Origin of the sequence: Virgibacillus aidingensis (genome assembly GCF_010994035.1) — a bacterium.
GTDB lineage: Bacteria > Bacillota > Bacilli > Bacillales > Amphibacillaceae > Virgibacillus_N.
On sequence record NZ_WIXN01000002.1, the window covers coordinates 113702 to 136227 of the forward strand.

General features: G+C 42.2%; 19 protein-coding genes. 8 read left to right on the top strand and 11 right to left on the bottom strand.

The features are described 5' to 3' along the window. Positions 1-249: 249 nt before the first annotated feature. Positions 250-801: a DUF3231 family protein gene (locus GHD25_RS02460; RefSeq protein WP_164214763.1), complete on the top strand. Its 552-nt coding sequence runs from the start codon at positions 250-252 to the stop codon at positions 799-801. Between the two features lie 241 nt (positions 802-1042). On the opposite strand, the gene GHD25_RS02465 is transcribed toward GHD25_RS02460, so the two are convergent. Beyond that, complete coding sequence (locus GHD25_RS02465) at positions 1043-2419, bottom strand: sigma-54 interaction domain-containing protein (RefSeq protein ID WP_164214764.1); 1377 nt, start codon at positions 2417-2419, stop codon at positions 1043-1045. Positions 2420-2656: 237 nt separating this feature from the next. Between GHD25_RS02465 and pruA the strand changes: the two genes are divergently transcribed. The 3 genes from pruA to putP all read left to right on the top strand — a co-directional run bounded on the left by pruA (position 2657) and on the right by putP (position 7256). Next, a complete protein-coding gene (gene pruA, locus GHD25_RS02470; protein ID WP_164214765.1) occupies positions 2657-4204 on the top strand; it encodes an L-glutamate gamma-semialdehyde dehydrogenase in 1548 nt (515 codons plus the stop codon). A gap of 338 nt (positions 4205-4542) precedes the next feature. Further along, a complete protein-coding gene (locus tag GHD25_RS02475; protein ID WP_164214766.1) occupies positions 4543-5550 on the top strand; it encodes a proline dehydrogenase family protein in 1008 nt (335 codons plus the stop codon). Between the two features lie 224 nt (positions 5551-5774). Further along, the gene (putP, locus tag GHD25_RS02480) at positions 5775-7256 is read left to right on the top strand and encodes a sodium/proline symporter PutP (RefSeq protein ID WP_164214767.1); all 1482 of its coding nucleotides are present in this window, start codon (positions 5775-5777) and stop codon (positions 7254-7256) included. Between the two features lie 348 nt (positions 7257-7604). Here the strand turns inward: putP and GHD25_RS02485 are convergent, their stop codons facing one another. Beyond that, complete coding sequence (locus GHD25_RS02485; RefSeq protein WP_164214768.1) at positions 7605-7913, bottom strand: TIGR04104 family putative zinc finger protein; 309 nt, start codon at positions 7911-7913, stop codon at positions 7605-7607. A 48-nt stretch (positions 7914-7961) separates the two neighbouring features. Further along, complete coding sequence (gene hprK / locus GHD25_RS02490; RefSeq protein ID WP_164214893.1) at positions 7962-8876, bottom strand: HPr(Ser) kinase/phosphatase; 915 nt, start codon at positions 8874-8876, stop codon at positions 7962-7964. 58 nt (positions 8877-8934) lie between these two features. On the opposite strand from hprK, the gene GHD25_RS20125 reads away from it, so the two are divergent. Both GHD25_RS20125 and GHD25_RS02495 read left to right on the top strand, forming a co-directional pair. Then, the gene (locus GHD25_RS20125) at positions 8935-9060 is read left to right on the top strand and encodes a hypothetical protein (RefSeq protein WP_276207786.1); all 126 of its coding nucleotides are present in this window, start codon (positions 8935-8937) and stop codon (positions 9058-9060) included. Between the two features lie 5 nt (positions 9061-9065). Further along, entirely contained in the window at positions 9066-9842 is a 777-nt protein-coding gene (locus GHD25_RS02495) for a 2-keto-4-pentenoate hydratase (RefSeq protein WP_164214769.1), read from the top strand. Between the two features lie 107 nt (positions 9843-9949). Here the strand turns inward: GHD25_RS02495 and GHD25_RS02500 are convergent, their stop codons facing one another. The 7 genes from GHD25_RS02500 to GHD25_RS02530 form a co-directional block, all read right to left on the bottom strand. Further along, entirely contained in the window at positions 9950-10888 is a 939-nt protein-coding gene (locus GHD25_RS02500) for a glycine betaine ABC transporter substrate-binding protein (protein ID WP_164214770.1), read from the bottom strand. Between the two features lie 398 nt (positions 10889-11286). Continuing rightward, complete coding sequence (locus GHD25_RS02505; RefSeq protein ID WP_164214771.1) at positions 11287-11997, bottom strand: OmpA family protein; 711 nt, start codon at positions 11995-11997, stop codon at positions 11287-11289. Then, positions 11987-13816: a MotA/TolQ/ExbB proton channel family protein gene (locus GHD25_RS02510; protein WP_164214772.1), complete on the bottom strand. Its 1830-nt coding sequence runs from the start codon at positions 13814-13816 to the stop codon at positions 11987-11989. The genes GHD25_RS02505 and GHD25_RS02510 overlap by 11 nt, the downstream gene beginning before the upstream one ends. 564 nt (positions 13817-14380) lie before the next feature. Then, positions 14381-14755: a PH domain-containing protein gene (locus tag GHD25_RS02515; RefSeq protein ID WP_164214773.1), complete on the bottom strand. Its 375-nt coding sequence runs from the start codon at positions 14753-14755 to the stop codon at positions 14381-14383. A 322-nt stretch (positions 14756-15077) separates the two neighbouring features. Next, on the bottom strand, positions 15078-16703 hold the full coding sequence (locus GHD25_RS02520; protein WP_346426764.1) for a glutathione ABC transporter substrate-binding protein: 1626 nt from the start codon (positions 16701-16703) through the stop codon (positions 15078-15080). A gap of 403 nt (positions 16704-17106) precedes the next feature. After that, a complete protein-coding gene (ftsH, locus tag GHD25_RS02525; RefSeq protein WP_164214774.1) occupies positions 17107-18930 on the bottom strand; it encodes an ATP-dependent zinc metalloprotease FtsH in 1824 nt (607 codons plus the stop codon). 212 nt (positions 18931-19142) lie between these two features. Next, on the bottom strand, positions 19143-19397 hold the full coding sequence (locus tag GHD25_RS02530) for a Rossmann-fold NAD(P)-binding domain-containing protein (RefSeq protein WP_164214775.1): 255 nt from the start codon (positions 19395-19397) through the stop codon (positions 19143-19145). A gap of 316 nt (positions 19398-19713) precedes the next feature. Between GHD25_RS02530 and GHD25_RS02535 the strand changes: the two genes are divergently transcribed. Together GHD25_RS02535 and GHD25_RS02540 are read left to right on the top strand one after the other, a co-directional pair. Further along, positions 19714-20478 (top strand): SDR family NAD(P)-dependent oxidoreductase, encoded by a 765-nt coding sequence (locus tag GHD25_RS02535; RefSeq protein WP_164214776.1) that lies wholly within the window; start codon positions 19714-19716, stop codon positions 20476-20478. A gap of 372 nt (positions 20479-20850) precedes the next feature. Next, positions 20851-21279, top strand: coding sequence for a hypothetical protein (locus GHD25_RS02540; protein WP_164214777.1), 429 nt, complete (start codon positions 20851-20853; stop codon positions 21277-21279). Positions 21280-21403: 124 nt separating this feature from the next. On the opposite strand, the gene GHD25_RS02545 is transcribed toward GHD25_RS02540, so the two are convergent. After that, positions 21404-22423, bottom strand: a complete 1020-nt coding sequence (locus GHD25_RS02545) for a DUF3231 family protein (RefSeq protein WP_164214778.1) — start codon at positions 22421-22423, stop codon at positions 21404-21406. Between the last annotated feature and the right edge of the window lie 103 nt (positions 22424-22526).

The following is a 22526-nucleotide window of genomic DNA, read 5'->3' on the forward strand; positions in this document are numbered from 1 at the left end:
TATCTTCCCTATCTTCGTTTAGTTAAAAATTCCCGTATACCTATAATAAACTAGTATGAGCAGAATGAATAGACATTTTTCTATTTATAAAGAAAATATCCTCTAATGAATGGCATAATATTGTAAAGGATGGAGAAATTAATATAAAAGAAGATGTTCAAAGCGGCCGGTGAAAATGACACTTCAGATTTCCCGTTCCTTTTCATCCCTTTTGAACTTGCACTTAAATGTATGTTAGAGGTGTTACGAGTGACGAATATTTTTGAAAACATTACAGATTTTATAAAAAACACGGTGGATGGCGAAGATAAGCCGCCTCTCCATATTGGAGAAGCTTTTGGCTGCTGGCTGTATCTTTCCGCTCTGCATGAGGAAGTGCCAGGACTCGATATTGCATTGAACACCACCAAGGACAGGGATCTAATAGAGCTCATCCAGGAATCAAAAAAGCTTGGGCAATCCCAACTAGATAAACTGGAAAAGTTTATGATAAATGAAGGCATCCCTTTGGGCATGTCTTCTGAACCAAAGCCAAAATCCGATTCCGCATCTATCCCGCCTGGTGTAAAGATGACCGATTATGAGATAGCAAATTTCATTTCCGTTAAAATTGTTTCCAACACAACATTGTGCGCCACCAATATGAACCAGTCCATCCGGTCCGATATGGGGTTGCTTTGGTTATCATTTTTGGGAGAAAAGGCGCAATTCGGCTTCAAATTGAAAACAGTTATGCGAAAACGCGGCTGGATTAAAAATCCGCCTTCTTATTTACCCAGCGGATCAGACAAAAATAACTGAATAAGGAGCTGTCAAAAACGCAGCTCCCTGCTGAAACCCCAGTTATGCCATCGTTTTATTTTGATAAGGAAGCTCTGGCTCCATGGATTTATCACAATAACATAAGAAGACCACACCACAGTTTGTCCAAAAACAACCATCACTGAATGATAAATCCGCTTTCTTTTCTCCGCCCCCCGGCCGATCCGCTTGCTGGCATTTCATAACTATATCTTCAAACGCAAGGGGAAGTCCAATTCATTTATAACTCATATTTCCGCAGTTTGTTATATAGAGTCATCCGTGAGATGCCAAGCTTTTTGGCTGTAAGCGATTTGTTGCCGTTTGTTTTTTTCAGCATTTCTTCTATTTGCTGCCTTTCCAGATTTTCTTTTTCTTCCGGAAGCAGCGGGAAACGGTTTTCTGAAGATAGGGCCGCCCTTTCTTCCTTCCACCCGGCATTCGGGAAAAACGTCAGCATATCCTTCCTCGTAATAAATGGTTTTTCCGACAAAATAATGATCCGTTCCATAAAGTTACGAAGTTCCCTTACATTGCCGGGCCAATCATATTCCAGCAAAAGCTCCATTGCATTTTGTTCTATTTCCGGTAAAGGCACCTGATACCTTAACGCAAACTGCTTCAAAAATACTTGTGTCAATTCCGGAATATCCTCTATTCGGTGACGCAATGGAGGCATTGTCAATTGAATTACATTCAGGCGATAATATAAATCGGAGCGAAACTGTTTTTGCTCCATTAATTGTTTTAAATTCTGATTTGTCGCAGCAACAAAACGAACATCGATTTTTCTTCCCTTTGAATCACCAACCCGATACAGCGTTTCTTCCTGCAGGACACGGAGAAGTTTAACCTGCATCTCCAGCGGCAGCTCTCCTACCTCATCCAGAAACAGGGTCCCCCCATCGGCTAGCTCCAGCTTACCTGCCTTCCCATTCTTCTCTGCACCGGTAAATGTACCGCCCTCGTAACCAAATAATTCACTTTCGAATAATGCCTGAGGAATAGCACCACAGTTAACCGGAATGAACGGCCCATCGTTGCGGCCGCTTGCGTCGTGAATGGCACGGGCGCAGATTTCCTTACCTGTGCCGCTTTCCCCGAGAATTAATGTCGTTGCATTTGTTTTTGCAGCTTTTCTCGCCATTTGAATTGTTTGTTTCAGGATGCTGCTCTTTCCCCTTAAATTTACAAATGGATTTTCTTCATTATTTAAGTTCACCTTTTGACGCAGCTCATTTAACTCCGCAGAAGTACTCTCCAGATTGGCATTTAACTTTACAATCTGTGTGATGTCCCGCTCAATGGAAACCGCTGCAACCAGTTCCTTTTCTTCATTGTAAATCGGCACTGCATTAATGACTACATGTTTGTCCTCTCTTGGACGGTGGTACTCATTCCATACTTCTTCCCGGGATTTTAGCACCTGCAGTACAACAAGATCTTCGGTGTAAAAGTAATCAGTGATCTGTTTATGAAGTATCTCTTCCTGCGTAATGTTATATGTTCTGACTGCTGCCTCATTCCAAAAAATCACTTCCTTTTCTTTATTGACAATGGTAATGGCATCATCCTCCATTTTCAAAATGGCATTTAAGTAGTATAGTTCATTGGACATATTTACACCTCCCAAGTGTAAACTTATATGTAAATTAAGTATACACTTCTGTAAAACAACTGTACATACTTTGCACGATCTTAGGATAATATGGCTATGATAAAAATTTATTTGAAAACGATTACGCTAAGCTTTCTGAAGAAATTCATAAAACTTGGCATGGTTTTTGCATGTTTGATAGAATGATAGATGGTTATCCTTGGAGATAGCTGTAAATACATTGAAGGAGGTTTTCTTGTGGTTTTACCATTTAAGCATGAACCGTTTACGGATTTTAATGATGAAGTCAACAAGAAGGAATTCGAAGCCGCACTGAACAAAGTGAAGGGTGAGCTGGGGCAAGAATATCCAATAGTTATAAACGGAGAAAAAATCTTTACGGATGATAAACTGACTTCCTATAACCCCGGGAACAAAGATGAAGTAGTAGGTAAAGTATCCAAAGCGACAAAAGAGCATATTGAGCAGGCAATGGAAAGTGCGAAGGAAGCATTTAAAACATGGAGCACCTGGTCGCCAAAAGAGCGGGCAGATATTCTGTTCCGTGCTGCTGCTAAAATCCGCCGCCGCAAACATGAGTTTTCGGCATGGCTGGCTTATGATGCAGGCAAACCATGGAACCAGGCAGACGGTGATACAGCAGAAGGAATTGATTTTCTGGAGTATTACGCCCGCCAGATGATTGAACTTGGTGAAGGAAAAGAACTGAACCACCGTGTAAACGAGCATAATGCCTACACGTATCAGGCAATGGGGCCGGGTGTGGTTATTCCGCCATGGAACTTTGCGTTTGCTATCGTGGCTGGAACAACGGTTGCTCCGATAGTAGCAGGAAATACGGTACTCATGAAACCATCGGAAAATACACCGGTGATTGCTTATAAACTTGTGGAAGTACTGGAAGAAGCCGGTCTTCCTAAAGGTGTATTGAACTTTGTGCCTGGCGATCCTGCAGAAATCGGTGATTACCTGGTGGACCACATAGATACACACTTTATCAACTTTACTGGGTCCCGCGCAACAGGTACACGAATTTATGAGCGTGCAGCCAAAGTCCATGAAGGACAGCAGCAATTGAAAACAGTTGTAGCGGAAATGGGCGGTAAAGATACGATTATCGTTGACAAAGAAGCTGATCTTGATTTGGCAGCACAATCCATTGTGGACTCTGCATTTGGTTTTTCAGGACAAAAGTGTTCCGCCTGCTCCAGAGCCATTGTCCATAAAGATGTATACGATGAAGTACTGGAGAAATCCATTGAGCTTACGAAAGAGCTGACTGTCGGCAACCCTGCCGAAGAAAATGTGTATATGGGCGCGGTTGTAAACCGGAAGCAATTTGACAAAATTAAAGACTATATTGAAGTCGGCAAACAAGAAGGAGAGCTCGCTTACGGCGGAAAAACTGACGACTCCAAAGGCTTCTTTGTTTACCCGACAATCTTCAAGGATATGGATCCTGAAGGCAGAATTATGCAGGAAGAGATCTTTGGACCTGTTGTAGGATTTGCCAAAGCCAATGATTTTGATGAATTACTGGAAATTGCAAATAATACAGAATATGGGCTGACAGGTGCGGTGATTTCCGATAACCGTGAACATTTGAATCGCGCACGCACGGAATTCCAGGTAGGGAACCTGTACTTCAACCGCGGCTGTACAGCAGCCATTGTCGGTTACCAGCCATTTGGCGGATTCAAAATGTCCGGTACTGATTCAAAAGCCGGAGGTCCTGATTATCTGCATCACTTCTTAAACGCAAAAACAGTAACAGAAGCATTTTAATTTTTAATAAGGGTTGGGACAGAACACTGAATAAGTGCTGAGAAGACGAACAAACTAACACGTATTAGCTCCGGAAATATACACAGACTCCAGCGGGCGCAAAGCATCACGAGATCTCTAAAGACAAGACAGCAACCTTTCCTTGCTGAAAGGCAGCACAGGAAGGCATTGCACATCCGCCCGCGCCAAAGCCTCCCCCGGAAAAACGGCCAAAGGGAGTTTGATTGGAAGCGAGGTATATTTCCGGAGCAGATTTTAATTGCACGTTTAAGGATGCTCGGATTTCTGTTTATTAAATTTTTTGTCCCAGCCCTGCATATAATAAAGGAGCTGCAACAATGGCAAACTTAACCAGAGATTTTTTTATCGCATTATCAAATAATCAATTTTTAAATACAAATGCCAAGAAGTGGGGTTTTCGTCTCGGGGCAGATAAATTTGTAGCAGGAACTGATATTGACAGTGTGGTCAGTGTAGTGAAAGAACTTAACAACAAAGGGATCAGCTGTACACTGGATAACCTCGGGGAATTCGTATTTGAAGAATCAGAGGCAACCCAGGCAAAAGATGACATTTTGGAAATGATTGAAAAGATACATGAGGAAAATCTTGATTGCCATGTTTCCGTAAAGATGACCCAGCTTGGTTTGGACATTGACCAGAACTTTTGCATCAGTAACATGTCAGAAATTTTATCTGCTGCGGCAAACTACGATATATTCGTAAATATTGATATGGAAAAGTACGAACACTATCAAAAAACTTTAGATGTGCTGGCCATATTACGAAAAGACTTCAGCAATGTTGGAACGGTGATGCAATCGTATTTATACCGGACAATGGATGATCTGGAAGATTTAAAGGATGTACGGCTCCGCTTAGTGAAAGGTGCTTACAAAGAAAGTGAAGAGGTAGCTTTTCAATCAAAAGAAGATATTGATGCCAATTTCATCAAAGCTTGTGAGACCAGGCTGCTGGGAGACACTTTTACATCAATTGCAACCCATGACCATCATATTATCAACAGGCTAAAGAAATTCGTCAAAGAAAATAATGTGCCAAAGGATAACTTTGAATTTCAAATGCTTTACGGTTTCCGGGTGGAAATGCAGCATGGGCTTGCTGAAGAAGGTTATAACTTCTGTACGTATATCCCATTCGGCAATGACTGGTTTGGGTACTTCATGCGCAGGCTGGCGGAAAGACCACAAAACTTGCAGCTGGTGATGAAGGATACATTTTATACAGAAGACAATAAATTGAAAAAAACACCAATCGTTGCTGGGGCAGCCGCAATCGGATTGTTTGCACTGTGGAGAAGAAATAAGAAAAAAAACAAAGACTGATGGCGGAAATGCAATGATGTTTCTCAAATGAACTTTTTATCTTTAATTTTTTGAACAGCAGGAAACTTCAACATGAATCTTTCCTGCCCATATCCTCCATCCAACATGTACAAAATTCCTGCTTCCATTTTCTTATGCCGACAATGTACTGCCGACCCTGAAGATATTAAAACAACTTGATGTACAGCACGAGGAATATATTAATAAAAAGGGGGAAAAGAAAGATGGATACCACGTTTCAACTTATAGCGATTATTCTTTATTTGCTTGGTATGATCGGGATTGGGCTCTATGGATATAAAAGAACAACTAATCTGGACGACTACATGCTTGGCGGACGAAAACTGAATTCGTTAACGTCTGCACTGAGTGCGGGGGCTTCGGATATGTCCCAGTGGTTATTAATGGGACTTCCAGGTGCTATTTATGTATCCGGTTTAGTAGAAGCATGGATTGCGATCGGCTTGCTTATCGGGGCATGGCTGAACTGGATATTTGTCGCACCCAGACTCCGGGCTTATACCGAGGTTTCCAATAATTCCATTACAATTCCAAGCTTCCTGGACAGCCGTTTTAAAAACAATTCAAAAATACTAAGGATTGTTTCGGGTATTATTATTTTGGTGTATTTTACCTTTTACGTCTCATCCGGCATGGTGGCAGGCGGTATTTTCTTCCAAAGTTCTTTCGATTACAGTTATCATACCGGCCTTATTATCGTAGCATTGGTAACGATTACTTATACTTTTATTGGCGGATTTCTTGCCGTCAGTTTCACTGATGTCGTACAGGGAACTATGATGTTCCTGGCACTGCTTTTGGTTCCGATTATCGGAGTATTTGCTACCGGCGGATTTGGTGAAACAACAAGTACTATCCAGTCAGTGGACCCTGCTTTAATGAGTCTGTTTGCAACTGCAACAGCAAGCGGAATTATTTCTTCTCTGGCTTGGGGTCTTGGATATTTTGGACAGCCGCATATTATTATCCGATTTATGGCTATATCTTCTGTCAAGGAAACGAAAAATGCAAGAAGGATAGGTATTGGCTGGATGCTGCTTTCTTTATTAGGTGCAGTTGCAACTGCATTGGTCGGGGTTGCTTACTTCACGCAAAATCCTGATGTCACACTAACAGATCCAGAAGCTGTCTTTATCGCATTAGGGCAAGTCTTCTTCCATCCGTTTATTGCAGGACTTATGCTTGCTGCAGTACTGGCAGCCATCATGAGTACAGTTTCTTCTCAGCTGCTTGTCACGGCATCTGCCCTGGTAGAGGATATCTACAAAGCTGTATTGCGAACAGATGCATCACAAAAGCAGCTTGTAAGCCTGAGCCGTATTGCAGTTTTAGCCGTTTCTATCATTGCCTTGATTTTTGCATGGCAGCAAAATGATACAATTCTCGGCCTTGTATCCTTTGCTTGGGCGGGATTCGGAGCCGCGTTCGGCCCGGTAATTTTATTAGCACTTTACTGGAAAAAATTTACTGGCCAAGGTGCATTATGGGGGATGATTGTTGGTGCAGTAACCGTATTTGTCTGGGGAAGCTCCAATCTTTCCGGCTACCTCTATGAAATCGTGCCGGGATTCCTGCTTTGTCTCATTGTAGGTATAGTCGTAAGTAATATGACATACAAACCGAATCCTGAAATTGACCGTGAATTTAATGAAGCACTTGAAATCGTAAATAACGAGACTAAATAAAACTTTTTCTCCTGACAGGAGAAAAAGCTTTTATATGGTGAGTTTCAATCGGCTGATCAGTCAATGAATGGGAGACATTCCTAACCGTTCGTTGACTCATTCGCCTGATCAACCAACGAATGAGAGACATACTTGCCCGTTCGTTGACTCATTCGCCTGATCAACCAACGAATGAGAGACATCCTCGCCCGTTCGTTGACTCATTCGCCTGAACAGTCAACGAATGGGAAATATTTTTGCTCGTTCGTTATCTCATCATGCAAAGAACTCACAGATCTTCCCTGCGAAAATTATATTTCCGGATTTATAAAGATAAATTCCGTATCGTCATCATGATGATACGGAATTTTATTCTTTCCCAAACGGTATTTCGTCCTCGTTTGTCAGCTCCATAATGAAAGGATACATTGAGAAAATTACAAGGGCAGCTATTGCAAATATGGTGAATCCCACTGCAAAGGATATATTCAATATAAGCGGAAGCAATAGCAAAAGTGGCAAAAGCATATGCAGGATACCCATTTTTCGTCTTGATTGATTTGTCAGGTACTGTTTTTCCTCACAATAGGGGCATATAATAGCTGTGCCCAGTGAAAATATCCGCTTTATTGCTTCGCTCCATTTCCATTTTCTCCCGCAGTTTTTACATTCAGGCATCGAAAACCTCCCTTCAACTGCTAAAGCGTATTCTTCCCTGCACGGAAACTATGAATCATTTTCTTCAATCCGGCTTAGAAAATCTTCCGCCGCACTGTAGCCCTGCTGCTGCAGATACCAGTTATTTGCTGCGGCTTCAATCAGTCCGGCCACATCACGTCCCGGCTGCAGCTGAATTTCAATATGGGGAACGGGCACATCCAAATAATCTGTTGTTTCCTCTTCCACCTCAAGTTCGTTATTCAAAGAATCCTTCTCCCACTTTGTCAGTTTAATATCGAGGGTAATTCTTGTTTCTTCCTGAAAAGCTTTTCTTCCATAGACGCGTACTACATTCAGAAGGCCTATACTGCGCAATGCCAGGAATTCTTTATTTTTCTCATTATGGGTACCGAGGATAGTCCGGTGGCTTAACTTTTTCAGCACCACTATATCATCAGCAACCAGACGGTGGCCTCTTCCGATTAATGTATGAGCAATTTCACTTTTTCCGACACCGGATTCCCCGCGCAGCAAAATACCAATCCCGAAAACATTAATGCAAACACCATGAATTGCAATTTCCGGGGCCATGACCCGTGTCAAATATGCATCGGCTTTTGCAATAAAATCACTCGTGTCTTCTGTTGTACGCAAAAGCGGAATGTTTTCTTCGGCGCAAAATAGCTTTAAATAGGTTAAACCGCTTTGCCCTGCCGTTACAATAAAACAGGGGGGATGGTAATTAACGATGTTTCCGATCCGCTTCCGTCTTTCAGCTTCATTCAGCTGCTGCAAATACGTAATTTCTTTTTTTCCGAGTATTTGTACCCGTTCCATCGGGAAAAATTCAAAATAGCCAATAAACTCAAGGCCCGGCCGATGGGTATGCGGCTTTGTAATTTCCTGATCCAGCTTTTCTTTCCCAGCCAGCACTTCCAGCTTAAATTCCTTCACTAATTTATTTACCGTAATCGTTTTCAGCATCTTGTACACTCCTGTGCGGCAGAGTAATTCTCTGTTTGTCCCCATTTTGTATTATATGAATCAATTATACGATAAAGCGGGAAATAGTGAAAGACTGAACTTGTTTATCTTAGCCGAATTTCAATTATTTTACAGTCGTGTTCATATCCCCTATGCTGTTATTAAAAGTATGGAAGGATGATTGTAATGTCAAAAGAAATCGAGGAAATTACCGAAAACCTGATGACTTCCTACAAAACAAGAAAACCAATTGATTTTATACGAAATGCCTATTCTCTTGATGAAGCTGCCTCCTATGAAGTGCAGGAGGCATTTGTCAGAAAAAAGTGCGCGGAATACGGGGAGGAGATCTCCGGCTATAAAATCAGCATGACCAGCCCGGAAACACAAGCACTTGCCGATACCAACGAACCCGCATACGGAACATTAACGACATCCAGCATGATAAAAACGAAGGCACGGCTGAATTTGGAAGAAATGAATGCCCCGCTCGCTGAGCCGGAATTGATGTTTGTACTCACAGATGACCTGTCATCAGAAGCAGATGAAGAAGAAATTTTAGCAAAAAGCAAAATTGCACCGGGATTGGAGATTCCCGATTCCCGTTATGAAGATTGGTTCCCGAATTTCTCACTGGTGGACCTAATTTGTGATAATGCCGTAACCGGAAAGGTTGTTATGGGTGAACCGGTGGATGTCCCGAACAGAGACGACTTGCCGGAAGTAATGATGCAGCTTTTTCACAACGGAGAAAAACAGGGGGAAGGATCAGGAGCGGCTGTTCTGGAAAACCCGGTTTCTGCCGTTGCCTGGCTTGTGAATAAACTTGCCGGGCGAAACAAGACACTAAAAAAAGGAATGGTGATATCTTCCGGGACATTCATTTCCCCGATAAAAGTGAAGAAAGGGACGTATAAAGCCGTTTTCAGCGGAATTGGGGAAGCTGAAGTGACTTTTGAATAATGATAAAAACCAGGCCGGCAGCATCCTTTTCTATAAATTACCCGATATTAAAAAGGACAGGTCCCTTGAACACCTCTGTGCACTTGAGGGGATCTGTCCTTCTATCATTAATTATTCGGTTCTAAATCTTCAATGGAATCAATATCCATATATTCAGGTACAGTCAAGCCAATGATGGTACCATCTAAGTTTGGACCCAAATCAATATAGTCATCCTGATATTCTTCAGCAAAAGCACCGTGTGTAATAGGCAGCCATGGTGCGAGCGACGCGTCCGCTTCACCGTTGGCAATGGCCTGGAAGACTATTGCAGGGTCAACAGGTGTAATTGTTACCTCATATCCTTGTTCTTCCAATACAAGTTTTATTACTTCACCAGAAGCACGCTCTGAATCCCAAGGGGTGATTACCAGTTCAATTGTTTCCCCATCTACAGGCTCTGTTCCCTCAGTCCATTCACTTACCAAGTCCTGATTCTCTTCTACCCAAGTACTTGCTGCTTCTTCAACAGATGAATCCAGCGCTTCAAGCATGACTCCTTCCATATCTTCTACTTCCCAGTAGAAACGATCAAGTATTTCATAAGCTTCAGGCATGTCCTCTTCCAGGCCCATCCTTGCGATGGTGTGTATCTGTTCCTCTTCACCATAGGAGCCTTTTGGATCATCTAAGTATTTCAGCTCATGCTGAGCAAACATATAATGGGGATTCCAGCCCACGACAATAATTGGTTCTTCATTACGGATTGCCTCATCCAGCTCCGTTAGCATTCCTGCAGTGGAACCTTCCACTTGTTCCCAGCCCGCCAGGTTTTCATATTCCTCCAAGGCCGTATTTGTAAGCCCTGTTGCTCCTGCACCTGGCTCAATGCCAATGATCGTATAATCTACTTCTTCACTATAATTCACTGTTTCTTCTGTAGCATCTCCATTCGTATCACCGTTATCACCATCGTTATCCTGTGTATCGTCTTCTCCGCCGCAGGCAGCCAGCAGCATAGAAATGGATAAGAAAAGCGTTAAAACAATAAACTTTGCATTTTTCAATTCAGAACCTCCTCCAAAATTTAAAAAGGCATATATTTTGATAAGCCCTGTTGCACCTTTTTAAGCACATAAAATTATACGTAAACAACATCCCCCAGTAAATTTGGAAAAAATACCAAATAAACGACTTTAAATGAATGGCAGTCCATTTTCGTAACCCAGCCCAAAAATTCACAGAAATATTGGCATATGCTTCATGAAACACAATTTTCCTTGAAAAAGAATGGAGCACAGTTCCTGTTTCCGCTCCTGATGCTTTGGAAAAAACAGGCCGGCACCATCGAATAATTGAGAATGGCTGAAACAATAAAAAGGACTATACATATTGTATCTGTCCTTCGTTTTTTCATACCTTTTTAAATGCGGCAGACAGGGAGATGAACGGAACAGGGATCACACTAGCGCTCAGATCCCTGTGCCCCATCCAGTATCTCCTTCGTTTTGTCCAGGATCTCTTCATCCTTCAGCCGAAATTTAAATTCCACCCGGCGGGAAGCCGCTGCACTGTAATTCCCATCTTCATCCGTCCGGGCATCCGTATAGGATTTACTATTCACCGTGAGTTTGTCTTCCAGATGGGACTGAATATTTTTATAGGGAAAATCCTCTCCTAAAATATAGGATGCTACACTGTATGCCCTATCCTGGGCAAGCTGCAAATTATACAAATAGCTGCCATCCTGGTCTGTATGTCCTTCTATAATAATTTCGGCGATATATTCTTCATAGCCTTCCTGCAGCAAGATATCCAAATAGACCGGGACAAATTCATCCAGAAACGCAAATGAATCAGGATTTAATTCGTCATCGTTATACTCGAATAAAATATCGGTATTAAAAATGATCGCGCCGGTTTGACCATCCACCTCCACTCCCAGGTTCGAATCACTGAATTCCTCCTCCAGATCACTGACAAGCATGGCGCGCACCCCCATAATCTGGTCCAGTGTACGTTCCATTTCTTCAATCTGCAGCGACTTGATGACCATCAGACTGATAAAAATCAGTATAAAACATAAAAGGATGGTCGTTAAAAGGTCAGTAAATGAAGGCCAAAAATATCCCCCTCCCCCCTGTTGCCGAAACAGACGCTGGTACTTAGTATTCATTTTGATTCATCCCAATACGGTTCCTTGGAGGCGGCTGCTGAATGATGCTGTTCCGCTGCTGATTCAGCATCTGGATTTCCCTGTTCAGCTCCTGCAATGTCTGCTGAATAAACCGGGCGTTACTTTGCTGACTCGTTTCCGTGATCCGGTTTAATTCCATAAACTCACTGCGCATCCCTTCGTTCATTTGCTGGATATAATCTGTCATCGAGCGGCCAAACTGGTCCAATTTATTGCCCACATTTCCTTCCAGGCTGGACACATAATTGGAGAGTGTATCCTTTAATATGCCAACACTCGTCTCCAAGTGATTTTCCCGCTGGTTAAATGTGTGACCCATTTGCGCAATCACAGCATTCATATCCTGAATCAGCTCGCTGTTTTTCATCCCGATTTGCTCGTAGCTGCGGGTAGCTTCCTGCATATTCCTTTCAAAATTTCTCGAATCCTGGGCATGGCTTTGCAGATGATTGTTGAATGTCCGGTTAAACTCCTTGAGCTCCTGAAAGCGCTCCGACAGCAAATGTTTATATTCTGCCTGTGTCTGGTTAATGACATCGAGCGCATCCGGCAGCTTTGTCAAAGAGGATCCCATTTTATCAAAATCACCGGAAAGCTCACGCAAATAGGTGATCACTCCTGTCAGTTTCCCTGTTACATCCTCCCCGAAAATCTTTTTGAACTCCTTGTTATGTGTTCCCATCTGCTCAGCTAAAGTGGTCACTTTTTTCTCTATTTTTTCAAAGACATTCTGTATTGATTGCTGTTCCTCCAGCAGAGAAGAAGTGAAGCTCTTCACTTCTTCAACTGACTCCTCAAATTGGCTAAGTGTTTTCAGCTGCGCAGCAGAAGTTTCGTTTATCTTTTCATATGTCTGCTCAAAAGCTTTCGTCATCCGTTCATTGCGGCCATCCATCTTTTTAAAGTAAGAAAATAAGCTGTCAAAATTCTTATTCAGACTGGCAGTCCCTTCAGCAAATCCGTCTGTTGCTGCTCTCATATTCTGGAATAACTCCTGAAATTCCTGCAGGTTTTCATGCAGACCTTCATTGAATAAAACCAAATCTTTCGCCGACTGCTCGAGACCTGTCGTATATTTCTGAAAACCATGAAATGCTTTTTCAATGCTTTGCAGGGATGCCTGGTTCGTTTCCTGTAAACCAAGAATGGACTGATTAATCGTTTCTGAAACATCAATCAGCCGGTTGAACCCATTTTTCTCTTCACTTTCTAAATTGGATTCGGTTATCAGCATAATATCCGTCAGTATAAATTCCGTATTTAACAGCCGGATCATGATTGTCATAAACAGGGAAAAACCCATCCCGGCAATACTCGTGTAGAACGCAACATCAATTCCTGCCAATACGGCTGCCACATCTTCCACCAGCTGATCGCCGCCGGTTATATTAATGCTGCCCAGCGACATGGTCAGTCCGATAAACGTCCCCAGAACTCCAAGCAAAATAAAAACCGAAACAGTCATCTGAATCATTTTAATCAAGCTTACCACGGGGATCTGAAAAACTTTCCAGCTTGAAAACTTCTCCTGGACAAATGTTTCCACCTTTAAGCCTTCTGTTTCCTGCTTGCGTTCAAATTCCTCCTTCAAGACAGAAACAGGCTCAATATCCATGCGTTTTGTATCCCGCAAATAATTCCTTATCTTACGTAATTTTGTAAAAAGAAATAGATGTACAAAAACCGCGATAAAAAAAGCAACAAACAACACCGTAAAAATAAGCTCAATAAGTGGATTTGCCAGTATAGCCTGTACCTTTTCCTCACTTGCAAATATTCCGAGAATAAACTCCGCCATTCTTTCTCCCCCTACACAAAACCTTCTCTTACTATAACTATTCATCCAGAGGAAAAATCATGTGTACAAGTTGCAGCACCGGGACGGTTCTCCGGTTTGAGGGGAGAATAGGCCTCTCATTTGAGTATGCAAAAAATTAAAGCCGGGATCATTGAGGAAAACCCGACTTTATCTAACAAAGTATATTTCTTTTAGGAAGTATTATACTCGGTGAATTTAAACTGTTTAAATTGGCTGCTGACTGTTTACTCCCCCGTCTCACAGCCGGGCTTCTTTTATTGTCAATATTTTCTCTGAAAATAGTAATATGGAACCATGTATGCTGCCTGGACCGGGAATTAGTTTCGTCCGGAATAATGATCAAAAAATGGAGAACATTTGAGGAGCGTTTAGAAAAGAAGGACAGCTTTAATATATTGAAGATCTGGACGAAGATTTGTACTTAATTAAGAGATACAGAAAAAAATACACGCAGTCTCCTTAAGTTAAAAGGAGCTGCGTGTATTTTTTTGCATTGGCAAAACATGCGGTAAAAGTTTGTCAAAAACTACTGAAATAGCATCCTTAACAAACATACGATGCCAATACTGCCTGTACATCATAAATATTGAGCTGTTTATTAAATGTCTTTTCTATTGGTGCAGAACCGCCGGACACCCATATTTTCAGCTCAGCATCCAAATCAAATGTACCTGCAGTTTCAACCGCAAAGTGGGTGATGCTCTTATAAGGCAGTGAATGGTATTCTGTCTTCTTGCCGGAAACTCCTTGCTTATCTACAAGAATTAATCGCTTATTCGTAAATATGAAAAGGTCCCGAATCAGTTTGTATGCATGTTCCACCTTTTCACTGGCAGTTAATAGTTCCGACACTTCTTTCTCTACCTTGGCAGCGTCCACTTCCGAAGCATTTCCAATTATCCCATCAAATAGACCCATGTAAAAACCCCCTATAAGATTTATATACATTATACATGAAAAGGCATTCCGCCCATAGAGCCTATGTATCAAATTTATGAACTGCGGCCTTTTATACACTCGCCGTCGGATATTATTTCTTTTACCAATAAAAATTCAGCCATTCACCTATTTAATTAAATCCTTCAGCATAAACGGCAGATTTCTTTACCTGTTTTTCGAAGTTCAGCCTTAAGGCGGTTTAAAATTGTAATTCTCCCTTACCACTATTTGGATTCCCTTTCCGCCATAACATAAAAAGACCCGCCCACATAGGAGCGAGTCCTCTAACTAGTATCTCTAATTAATCTATCGTTACATCACGCAGCTGATACAACCCGGAACCATCAGCCCAGAATCCATTCACCCCTTCTGCATATCCCATGATTTGGGCAGGGTGATATAAAAATGCCATCGGTGACTCCTCATTCAGCCAATTTGTTGCCTCAATATACATTTGCAGGCGGGTATCTTCATCCTGTTCAATCCGTGCCTCATAGAGCATTTGGTCGAACTCTTCACTTTGCATAAACGTACGGTTGCCTGTGGCACCTACGTTTTCAGAGTGGAACATCATATGCATTGGGTAGTCTGCATCCATCGTCCCAAGCGACAAGCCGAGAATAAAGATTTCATGTTCCCCATTTGCAGTGGCATCAAGATAAGCACCCCACTCCACAACTTCAATTTCCACATCCACACCAATTTCAGTCAGACCCTCCTGGGTATAGGTAGCAATATCAATACGTTCCTGACTGTCATTGGTCCAGATGGTTGTTTCAAAGCCATCCTCATACCCCGCTTCAGCAAGCAATTCTTTTGCAGCCTCAATATCATACTCAATTGCGTCCACTTCATCACTGAAACCAAACTGGGTACTATTAATCGGCCCTACGGCAACTTCTCCGGTTCCTTCAAGTATACCATCCACCATTTCCTGCTTATTCAGCGCCATTGCTATAGCACGGCGTACCCGCGGGTCATCAAACGGCTCTTTTTCCACATTAAATCCCATGTACGTGATGGTAGCTCCCTCTGTAATGTAAGGGTGTACCCCTTCCGTATTCTCCAATTGTTCTACATGGGGGGCCATGACAGGGTCAATAATATGTGCCCCGCCGGTTTCCAAATCGGCAATACGAGTCAAGTCTTCAGCCACGACCCTAAAGGTAACTGAATCTACCTTCGCCGGTTCGCCCCAGTAGTCATCGTTGCGTTCAAGCACAATTTCCACTCCCGGCTCCCAGTTATTATACGTAAAAGTGCCTGTCCCAACCGGATTCTCATTCACATATGTACCAAAGTCTCCGCCGGCTTCTACCTCATCATAATCCGCCTGAATCACTTCCGGGCTGATCATGCTTGATGCGTAATGAGCAAAGTGTGAAGGAAGCGGGGCAAATGGATATTCCGTCACCATTTGTACTGTAAATTCATCAACTACTACGACTTCATCAATGTCATTGAATAAGATAGCTCTTGGGGATGCAAGATCCTCATCAAGCAGTCTGTCCAGGTTTGTTTTTACAGCTTCTGCGTTAAACTCGGCACCATCGGTAAATGTGACACCCTCCCGCAGTTTAAACTCCCATACTGTTTCATCAATCGCTTCCCAGCTCTCTGCAAGCAATGGCTGCAGTTCCAGGTTCTCATCAAATTTTGTCAACGTTTCATAAATATTAATTTGCACATTTCCGGACGGCACATCACTGGAAATGTGCGGATCTAAAATAGTCGCATCTGACAAGGCTGCAATTACTAAATCTCCGCCTTCAGAGCCTTCAGCCGTTTCTGTCTCTGTCTCTCCATTTTCTTCTGTTCCCGTGTCACTCGTGTCTGTTCCCGCTTCTTCAGGTTCATCCGAACAAGCTGCCAGCATAAATATAAGCACGGCAAGGGCAAACAGTCGGATTAATGCCTTTTTTGTCAAAATTATTCCCCCTAATAAGATTGTTTTTTTTTATAATAACAGGAAAAGTCTGTCATTAGATCACATAAATTATATCTTAAAATTCTATTAATGTAAATATAATGACGTTTCTTTTATTGAAACGTTTACCATGCAAAGCTATTTATCCAATTGGAAAAGCATTCAAAAAGATATATTAAAAATAAGATGGCATTGTCAAGAGCAAGTCTGCCGTTAAAAAAAGCACTTTAAAAAATTTATTTCCGGCTGTACCCTATTGTTCGGTTGATGTATTGTATTATTTATAACTGATTGGAGAGCAATATGAACTGTATCCCTTATTCATGGGAGGTCCCTCACTCGGAGCCCTAGACCCGCATATCAATTTAAAAGGCGCCCTTTCACACCAGGGCGCCTTTTTAGCTCACACTTTCTTGTCATATACGATTTTCATAAATTCGTCGCCGGTAATCGTTTCTTTTTCCAATAGATATTTTGCCGACTCATGCAGTTTGTCCATATTGCTTTTGAGAATTTGCCTGGCTTGTTCATGGGCCTTTTTAATAATTCGCTGCACTTCTGCATCTACTTTTGCTGATGTCTCTGAAGAAGCCTGCATCACTGTATCTTCACCTAAATAGGGATTCGTTACTGTTTCCATCCCCATCATGCCGAAGTTATCACTCATGCCAAAACGCGTTACCATCTGCCGGGCGAGTTTTGTCGCCTGCTCGATATCATTGGACGCTCCTGTGGTAATCGAATTGAAAATAATCTCTTCTGCAGCCCGCCCGCCGGTTAAGACAGTAATTTTATTCAGCAAATCTTCTTTGGAGTATAAGAATTTCTCTGCTTCTTCCACCTGCATTGTAAAACCTAAGGCGCCGGAAGTCCTTGGAATAATCGTTATTTTCTGCACCGGGGCGGTACCCTCCAGATTAACTGCTACCAGGGCATGTCCTATTTCATGGTAGGAAATCACCAGCTTCTCATGGGTGGAAATAACCGCGCTTTTCCTTTCATATCCGGCCACCACTACATCTACCGAAGCTTCCAGATCTTCCTGCGCGACTTTGCTGCGCCCCATTTTCACTGCTCTTAATGCAGCTTCATTGACAATATTCTCAAGTTCAGCCCCAGATGCCCCGGCTGTGGACCTTGCAATGACATCGAAGTCAATACCCTGTTCCAAACGAATATTTTTGGCATGCACCTGCAATATTGCTTTCCTTCCATTCACATCCGGCAGTTCCACTGGAATCTGCCTGTCAAATCTGCCGGCTCTCAGCAATGCTTTATCCAGTACTTCAGGCCGGTTTGTTGCTGCAAGAATAACGACGCCTTTGCTTGCATCAAAACCATCCATTTCATTCAGCAGCTGGTTCAGTGTCTGCTCTCTTTCATCATTGCCCATCACACCCCGGCTGTCCCTGGCCTTGCCGATTGCGTCGATTTCATCGATAAATACGATACACGGTGCTTTTTCCTGCGCCTGCTTGAACAGGTCGCGCACCCGGGATGCACCCATTCCGACAAACATTTCCACAAATTCTGAGCCGGATATGATAAAGAATGGAACTTTTGCCTCCCCGGCCACCGCGCGGGCCATCAGCGTTTTCCCTGTTCCCGGCGGTCCGACTAGCAAAGCTCCTTTCGGCAGTTTAGCTCCGATTTCCTGAAACTTTTTTGGGTCGTGCAAAAAGTCTATTATTTCAGTTAGTGCTTCCTTGGCTTCATCCTGACCGGCAACATCGCCAAAATTGACATCGGATTTGGATTCTGCATATATTTTTGCTTTGCTTTTCCCAAAAGACATGGGACTGCTGTCTCCACCCATTCTTTTACGCAGACTGCGGGAAAGAAAGATACCTATTATGATAAAAATCAACACGGGCAAAATCATAAACAGAAAGATGGTAAAAAACGGAGATACTTCTGTTGGAATTTCCTGGGTAAATTCAGCACCAGCTTCATATAACCGGTTCACCAGCCCCGGATCTTCGACACGTCCGGTCTGGTAAACCATATTTTCTTCTCCCGACAATGTATACAATATACTCGTTTCGGTCATTTCAACTTCATCTACATTTCCTTCTTCAAGCATGGAAAGAAACGTGCCATAATCGACATCCTCCAGCTGCTGCTGCTGAAAAAAAGGTGCGACAAAAGCATTTAGGGCTAATATGATAATGACAGCGAACAGAACATAATATATAATCGGCCGCCTCGGTGTTTGTCCTTTGTTCATCCTTTCCTCCTCCTTCTGACGGATCAATTAATAAAGTAACCGGAAATATTCACCATTTAACTTCATTCTATCTTAATTTACAGCACATTGCTTATTTAATACTTAACTTTCTCAGACTAAGCAGGAAATTAGGCTCAACATGTTTTTTCCCATGTTGAAGCGGGGATGGAATTATATTACTGCTACTTTAAGTTTTACGCACGAAAGGTTTGTCAATTGAATTTATCCCGGTAATCTCTTAAAAATGTATCCATACTCCTTGCAGGCCTTCCAAGTATGTTATATATATCATTTGTTATTCTTTCTTTTCTTTTTCCCGGATAGGCATCAGCAATATACGCCAGATCATAAGCCCGCCATTCGGGAATTCCTTTTAAGCGCTGCCGCTGATAAAATGCTTCCTGTTTTACCGCGTTATATTTTACTGATTTACCAAGTATGGCTGACAAATATTCGGCAATTTCCATATATGATACAACGGACGGACCTGTTAATAGATTCTATACGATAAACAGATATTTATCCTGACCCTGTAATTCCTTAAATTTTCCCAGCTGGAAAATCTCAACCGCGGGCAATTCCACGGGGTATTTCCAAAAAACATATGCTGTCCTGCCTATGATGATATACAAACAAGCCATGATGGGCCATAGAACACTGCACAAACTGTCTTTTGCATAAATTCCAGGATTGAGCAGATACTTTGAAAATGGTTACTTTTATAGCTATAATAAAACTATAGTTACTTATGGTAACTGAATTACTAAAAGGAGGAAATGCAGCATGAATAACAAAATTGCTTTAATTACCGGCGGTGCCGGCGGTATTGGACAAGCCACGGCACAACTGTTTCTTGATAACGGTGCTAAAGTTGTTCTCGTTGATATCAATCAGGAAGCACTGAATAACGCCAAAAATAACTTAAACGGGGATAAGAATAATATTAAAGTTGTACAGGCAGATGTCACCAATGAAGAGGATGTGAAGAACTACGTAAAAGAAACTGTAGATGCATTCGGCAAAATTGATGTATTCTTTAATAATGCAGGCGTAAATGGACCTTTTGCCAATATAAAAGATTTGGAAAAAGAAAAATTCGAACAGGTAATGGGGATTAATGTTACCGGAGTATTTCTCGGTCTAAAGCATGTCATTAAACAAATGGAAACACAAGGACATGGCAGCATTATCAATACAGCCTCCAACGCAGCCTATATTGGTTCAGCAGGAATGCCCGCATATATTGCATCCAAACACGCCGTAGCAGGGCTAACTAAAACAGCTGCACTGGAATCCGCCGAACATGGCGTACGTGTAAATGCAGTAGCCCCGGCGGCCATTGACACGCAAATGCTCACTGACATTCAAAACAATACATCACCAGGTGATCCGGAAACATCCGCAGAAGCAATTAGACAGGGAATTCCTCTAGGCCGGTTTGGGGCACCGGATGAAGTTGCTCAGGTTGTTTATTTCCTTGCATCCGATCATTCTTCCTTTGTTACCGGCTCGCTTTATAATGTGGATGGCGGTATGCAGGCAGATTAATTAAAAAATTGGAATAGCAGCAAGGCTGGTCTGCTCCTCGTTGGGCAGCCGGCCTTTTTGTTAACTAAGGTTCCCGGCAAGCCAGATTTTCCAATATAAAATCTTTACAAGCTGCAAACATCTTTAAACCAGATTCACCTGCCTCCCCTTTTTCATAATAATCAAGACAGCCCAGAAAATAATTTTAATCTATATTGACTGCTGATTGCACTAAGATTTCACCCATGAATTAACCCTTCTACGCAGGATACCTGCTGCCGCTTATTCACCACACTCCTTATTCCTATCCCTATATCTCCATTACACTTTAGCGTTTACCAATAACCCCGGCAGGGAAAAGTGAAAACCAGAAAAAACCGGGGGGATAACAGTATGTCGGAGTTTACACTATTAATAATCATTGGCATTATTGCCGGAATCGGTTTATCCCTTTTCATGGAACTTGTCCGGATACTCACCGGCAATCCGGCTTCTATACTGCTTTACAACTTGGATTACATGCCTGTCTTGAAGAAATGGAGTCATATTCGGGGGATGGGGCTGGCATTTCATTTTGTGACCTGTATAGCAAGCGTGGTTGTGCTGTTCTACCTGCTCCGGCTCATGTCATGGGAGCATTATATTTTTCCTTATGTAATTGTATACACTGCCGGGAGTGCTTTACTATTTTTCTTAAGTGCACTGACAAAAACTCCGCCCAAATCCACGGATGGTTATGCATGGCTGCATTGGACAGCAGGCCATGGTGTCTTTGGCATTATTGTCGGTGTGCTGGTGCGGTTATGGGTTCAATCCGGGTAAATTCCTTATAAAATAAAGCAAGAACCCCGGCAGGATTACTTGCTGTTTTTCATACATTAATTATTTACATTTCGTTCCGTTGATTGCTGCTTTCCCAGCCACCATGCCCATCCAGCACATCATTTTAATCTTTTGCCAATTCCTTGCGATCGGCTGCCTCCGGAGGCTGTTCCATCCACCCCTGATCGATCATAATATTGGCACCATCCTCTAAATATAAACCAATGTCCATCACGAATTTAGCATAAATTGTTCCAAGGTCCCGCCTTCCATTAAGCGACATACTGTTTGCATATGACCTGATTTTCATGGAAAACATATCGATTTTATGCCATAACATTATTTTATCCGAAAAAGGAGGAATAGTAGATGCAGTAACAAGGTCATCCACTAATTGAGGTGCCGGCAAATTATCTCTATTCAGCTCTTGTGAAGCCGTTTTAATATGTTTATTTGTGATTTCTTTTCCACGCACAAAAAAGTCTTTTACCTTTTCCATTTTAGCTACTTGACTGAACCCAATTAATAACGCTTTACTGGTAGCATCATTTTCCGTACTGTCATACAGATGTGCCACTTCGAGTGCATGAAGCGGCCTGACATCGCCCAAAAACCCATTCAAAAATTTTTGCTGTTTCACAATGTTAACCTCTTCCGGAACAGGAATGAAGGGTGGTTTTACTAAAAAACCTTTGGCTGCTGAAACCTCGTTAACTTCCGTTACAAGCTTAATGGTGGAATTAAGTACATGAATATAAAAGTCCCTGACATCTTTTCGAATCATGAGAGGTATGGCAATCGAATAGAGACTCATCCCCGCTTTACTTGTATACTTAAGATAATGAAGATAAAATTCATCGGAAAATAACCTTGGAGCCCCGGTGTTGACATCTTCCTCTGTAAAACCAATCGGCACAGGGAAATCCTCCCGGATGAATATATCTTTTATATCCTGAACCATTGATTTACTTAAATTAAAAGCACTTCTTACAACCCTTTTGATATCCTCATCCTCTGTATGCGCTAAATAATATTCAAGAACACGAACAGCCATGCTGTTTCCCGTGTATGTTGCCCAGAGTTTCCCCATTTCAGCAGCCGTTAGTTTATCATTCCTATTGGTTGATTCTTTTTTACGCTTCATAAAGAAACCCCCTCTAATCAATTTCTTTTAGTCTTATCCGGAAATCTGAAATTATTCATTGGAACAGCTTTTTTTAAAGCAATTTATTATCTCTAAGTGAGTG

Excerpts from the sequence above, each read along its gene's own strand:
- GHD25_RS02530 (WP_164214775.1), bottom strand. The coding sequence starts at position 19,397 with ATGGAAATTGCCGAATATTTGTCAGCCATACTTGGTAAATCAGTAAAA.
- ftsH (WP_164214774.1), bottom strand. The coding sequence starts at position 18,930 with ATGAACAAAGGACAAACACCGAGGCGGCCGATTATATATTATGTTCTG.
- GHD25_RS02485 (WP_164214768.1), bottom strand. The coding sequence starts at position 7,913 with ATGCCTGAATGTAAAAACTGCGGGAGAAAATGGAAATGGAGCGAAGCA.
- GHD25_RS02475 (WP_164214766.1), top strand. The coding sequence starts at position 4,543 with ATGGCAAACTTAACCAGAGATTTTTTTATCGCATTATCAAATAATCAA.
- putP (WP_164214767.1), top strand. The coding sequence starts at position 5,775 with ATGGATACCACGTTTCAACTTATAGCGATTATTCTTTATTTGCTTGGT.
- GHD25_RS02505 (WP_164214771.1), bottom strand. The coding sequence starts at position 11,997 with ATGAATACTAAGTACCAGCGTCTGTTTCGGCAACAGGGGGGAGGGGGA.
- GHD25_RS02515 (WP_164214773.1), bottom strand. The coding sequence starts at position 14,755 with ATGGGTCTATTTGATGGGATAATTGGAAATGCTTCGGAAGTGGACGCT.
- GHD25_RS02545 (WP_164214778.1), bottom strand. The coding sequence starts at position 22,423 with ATGAAGCGTAAAAAAGAATCAACCAATAGGAATGATAAACTAACGGCT.
- GHD25_RS02540 (WP_164214777.1), top strand. The coding sequence starts at position 20,851 with ATGTCGGAGTTTACACTATTAATAATCATTGGCATTATTGCCGGAATC.
- GHD25_RS02510 (WP_164214772.1), bottom strand. The coding sequence starts at position 13,816 with ATGGCGGAGTTTATTCTCGGAATATTTGCAAGTGAGGAAAAGGTACAG.
- GHD25_RS02535 (WP_164214776.1), top strand. The coding sequence starts at position 19,714 with ATGAATAACAAAATTGCTTTAATTACCGGCGGTGCCGGCGGTATTGGA.
- GHD25_RS02495 (WP_164214769.1), top strand. The coding sequence starts at position 9,066 with ATGTCAAAAGAAATCGAGGAAATTACCGAAAACCTGATGACTTCCTAC.
- GHD25_RS02465 (WP_164214764.1), bottom strand. The coding sequence starts at position 2,419 with ATGTCCAATGAACTATACTACTTAAATGCCATTTTGAAAATGGAGGAT.
- GHD25_RS20125 (WP_276207786.1), top strand. The coding sequence starts at position 8,935 with ATGAATCAATTATACGATAAAGCGGGAAATAGTGAAAGACTGAACTTG.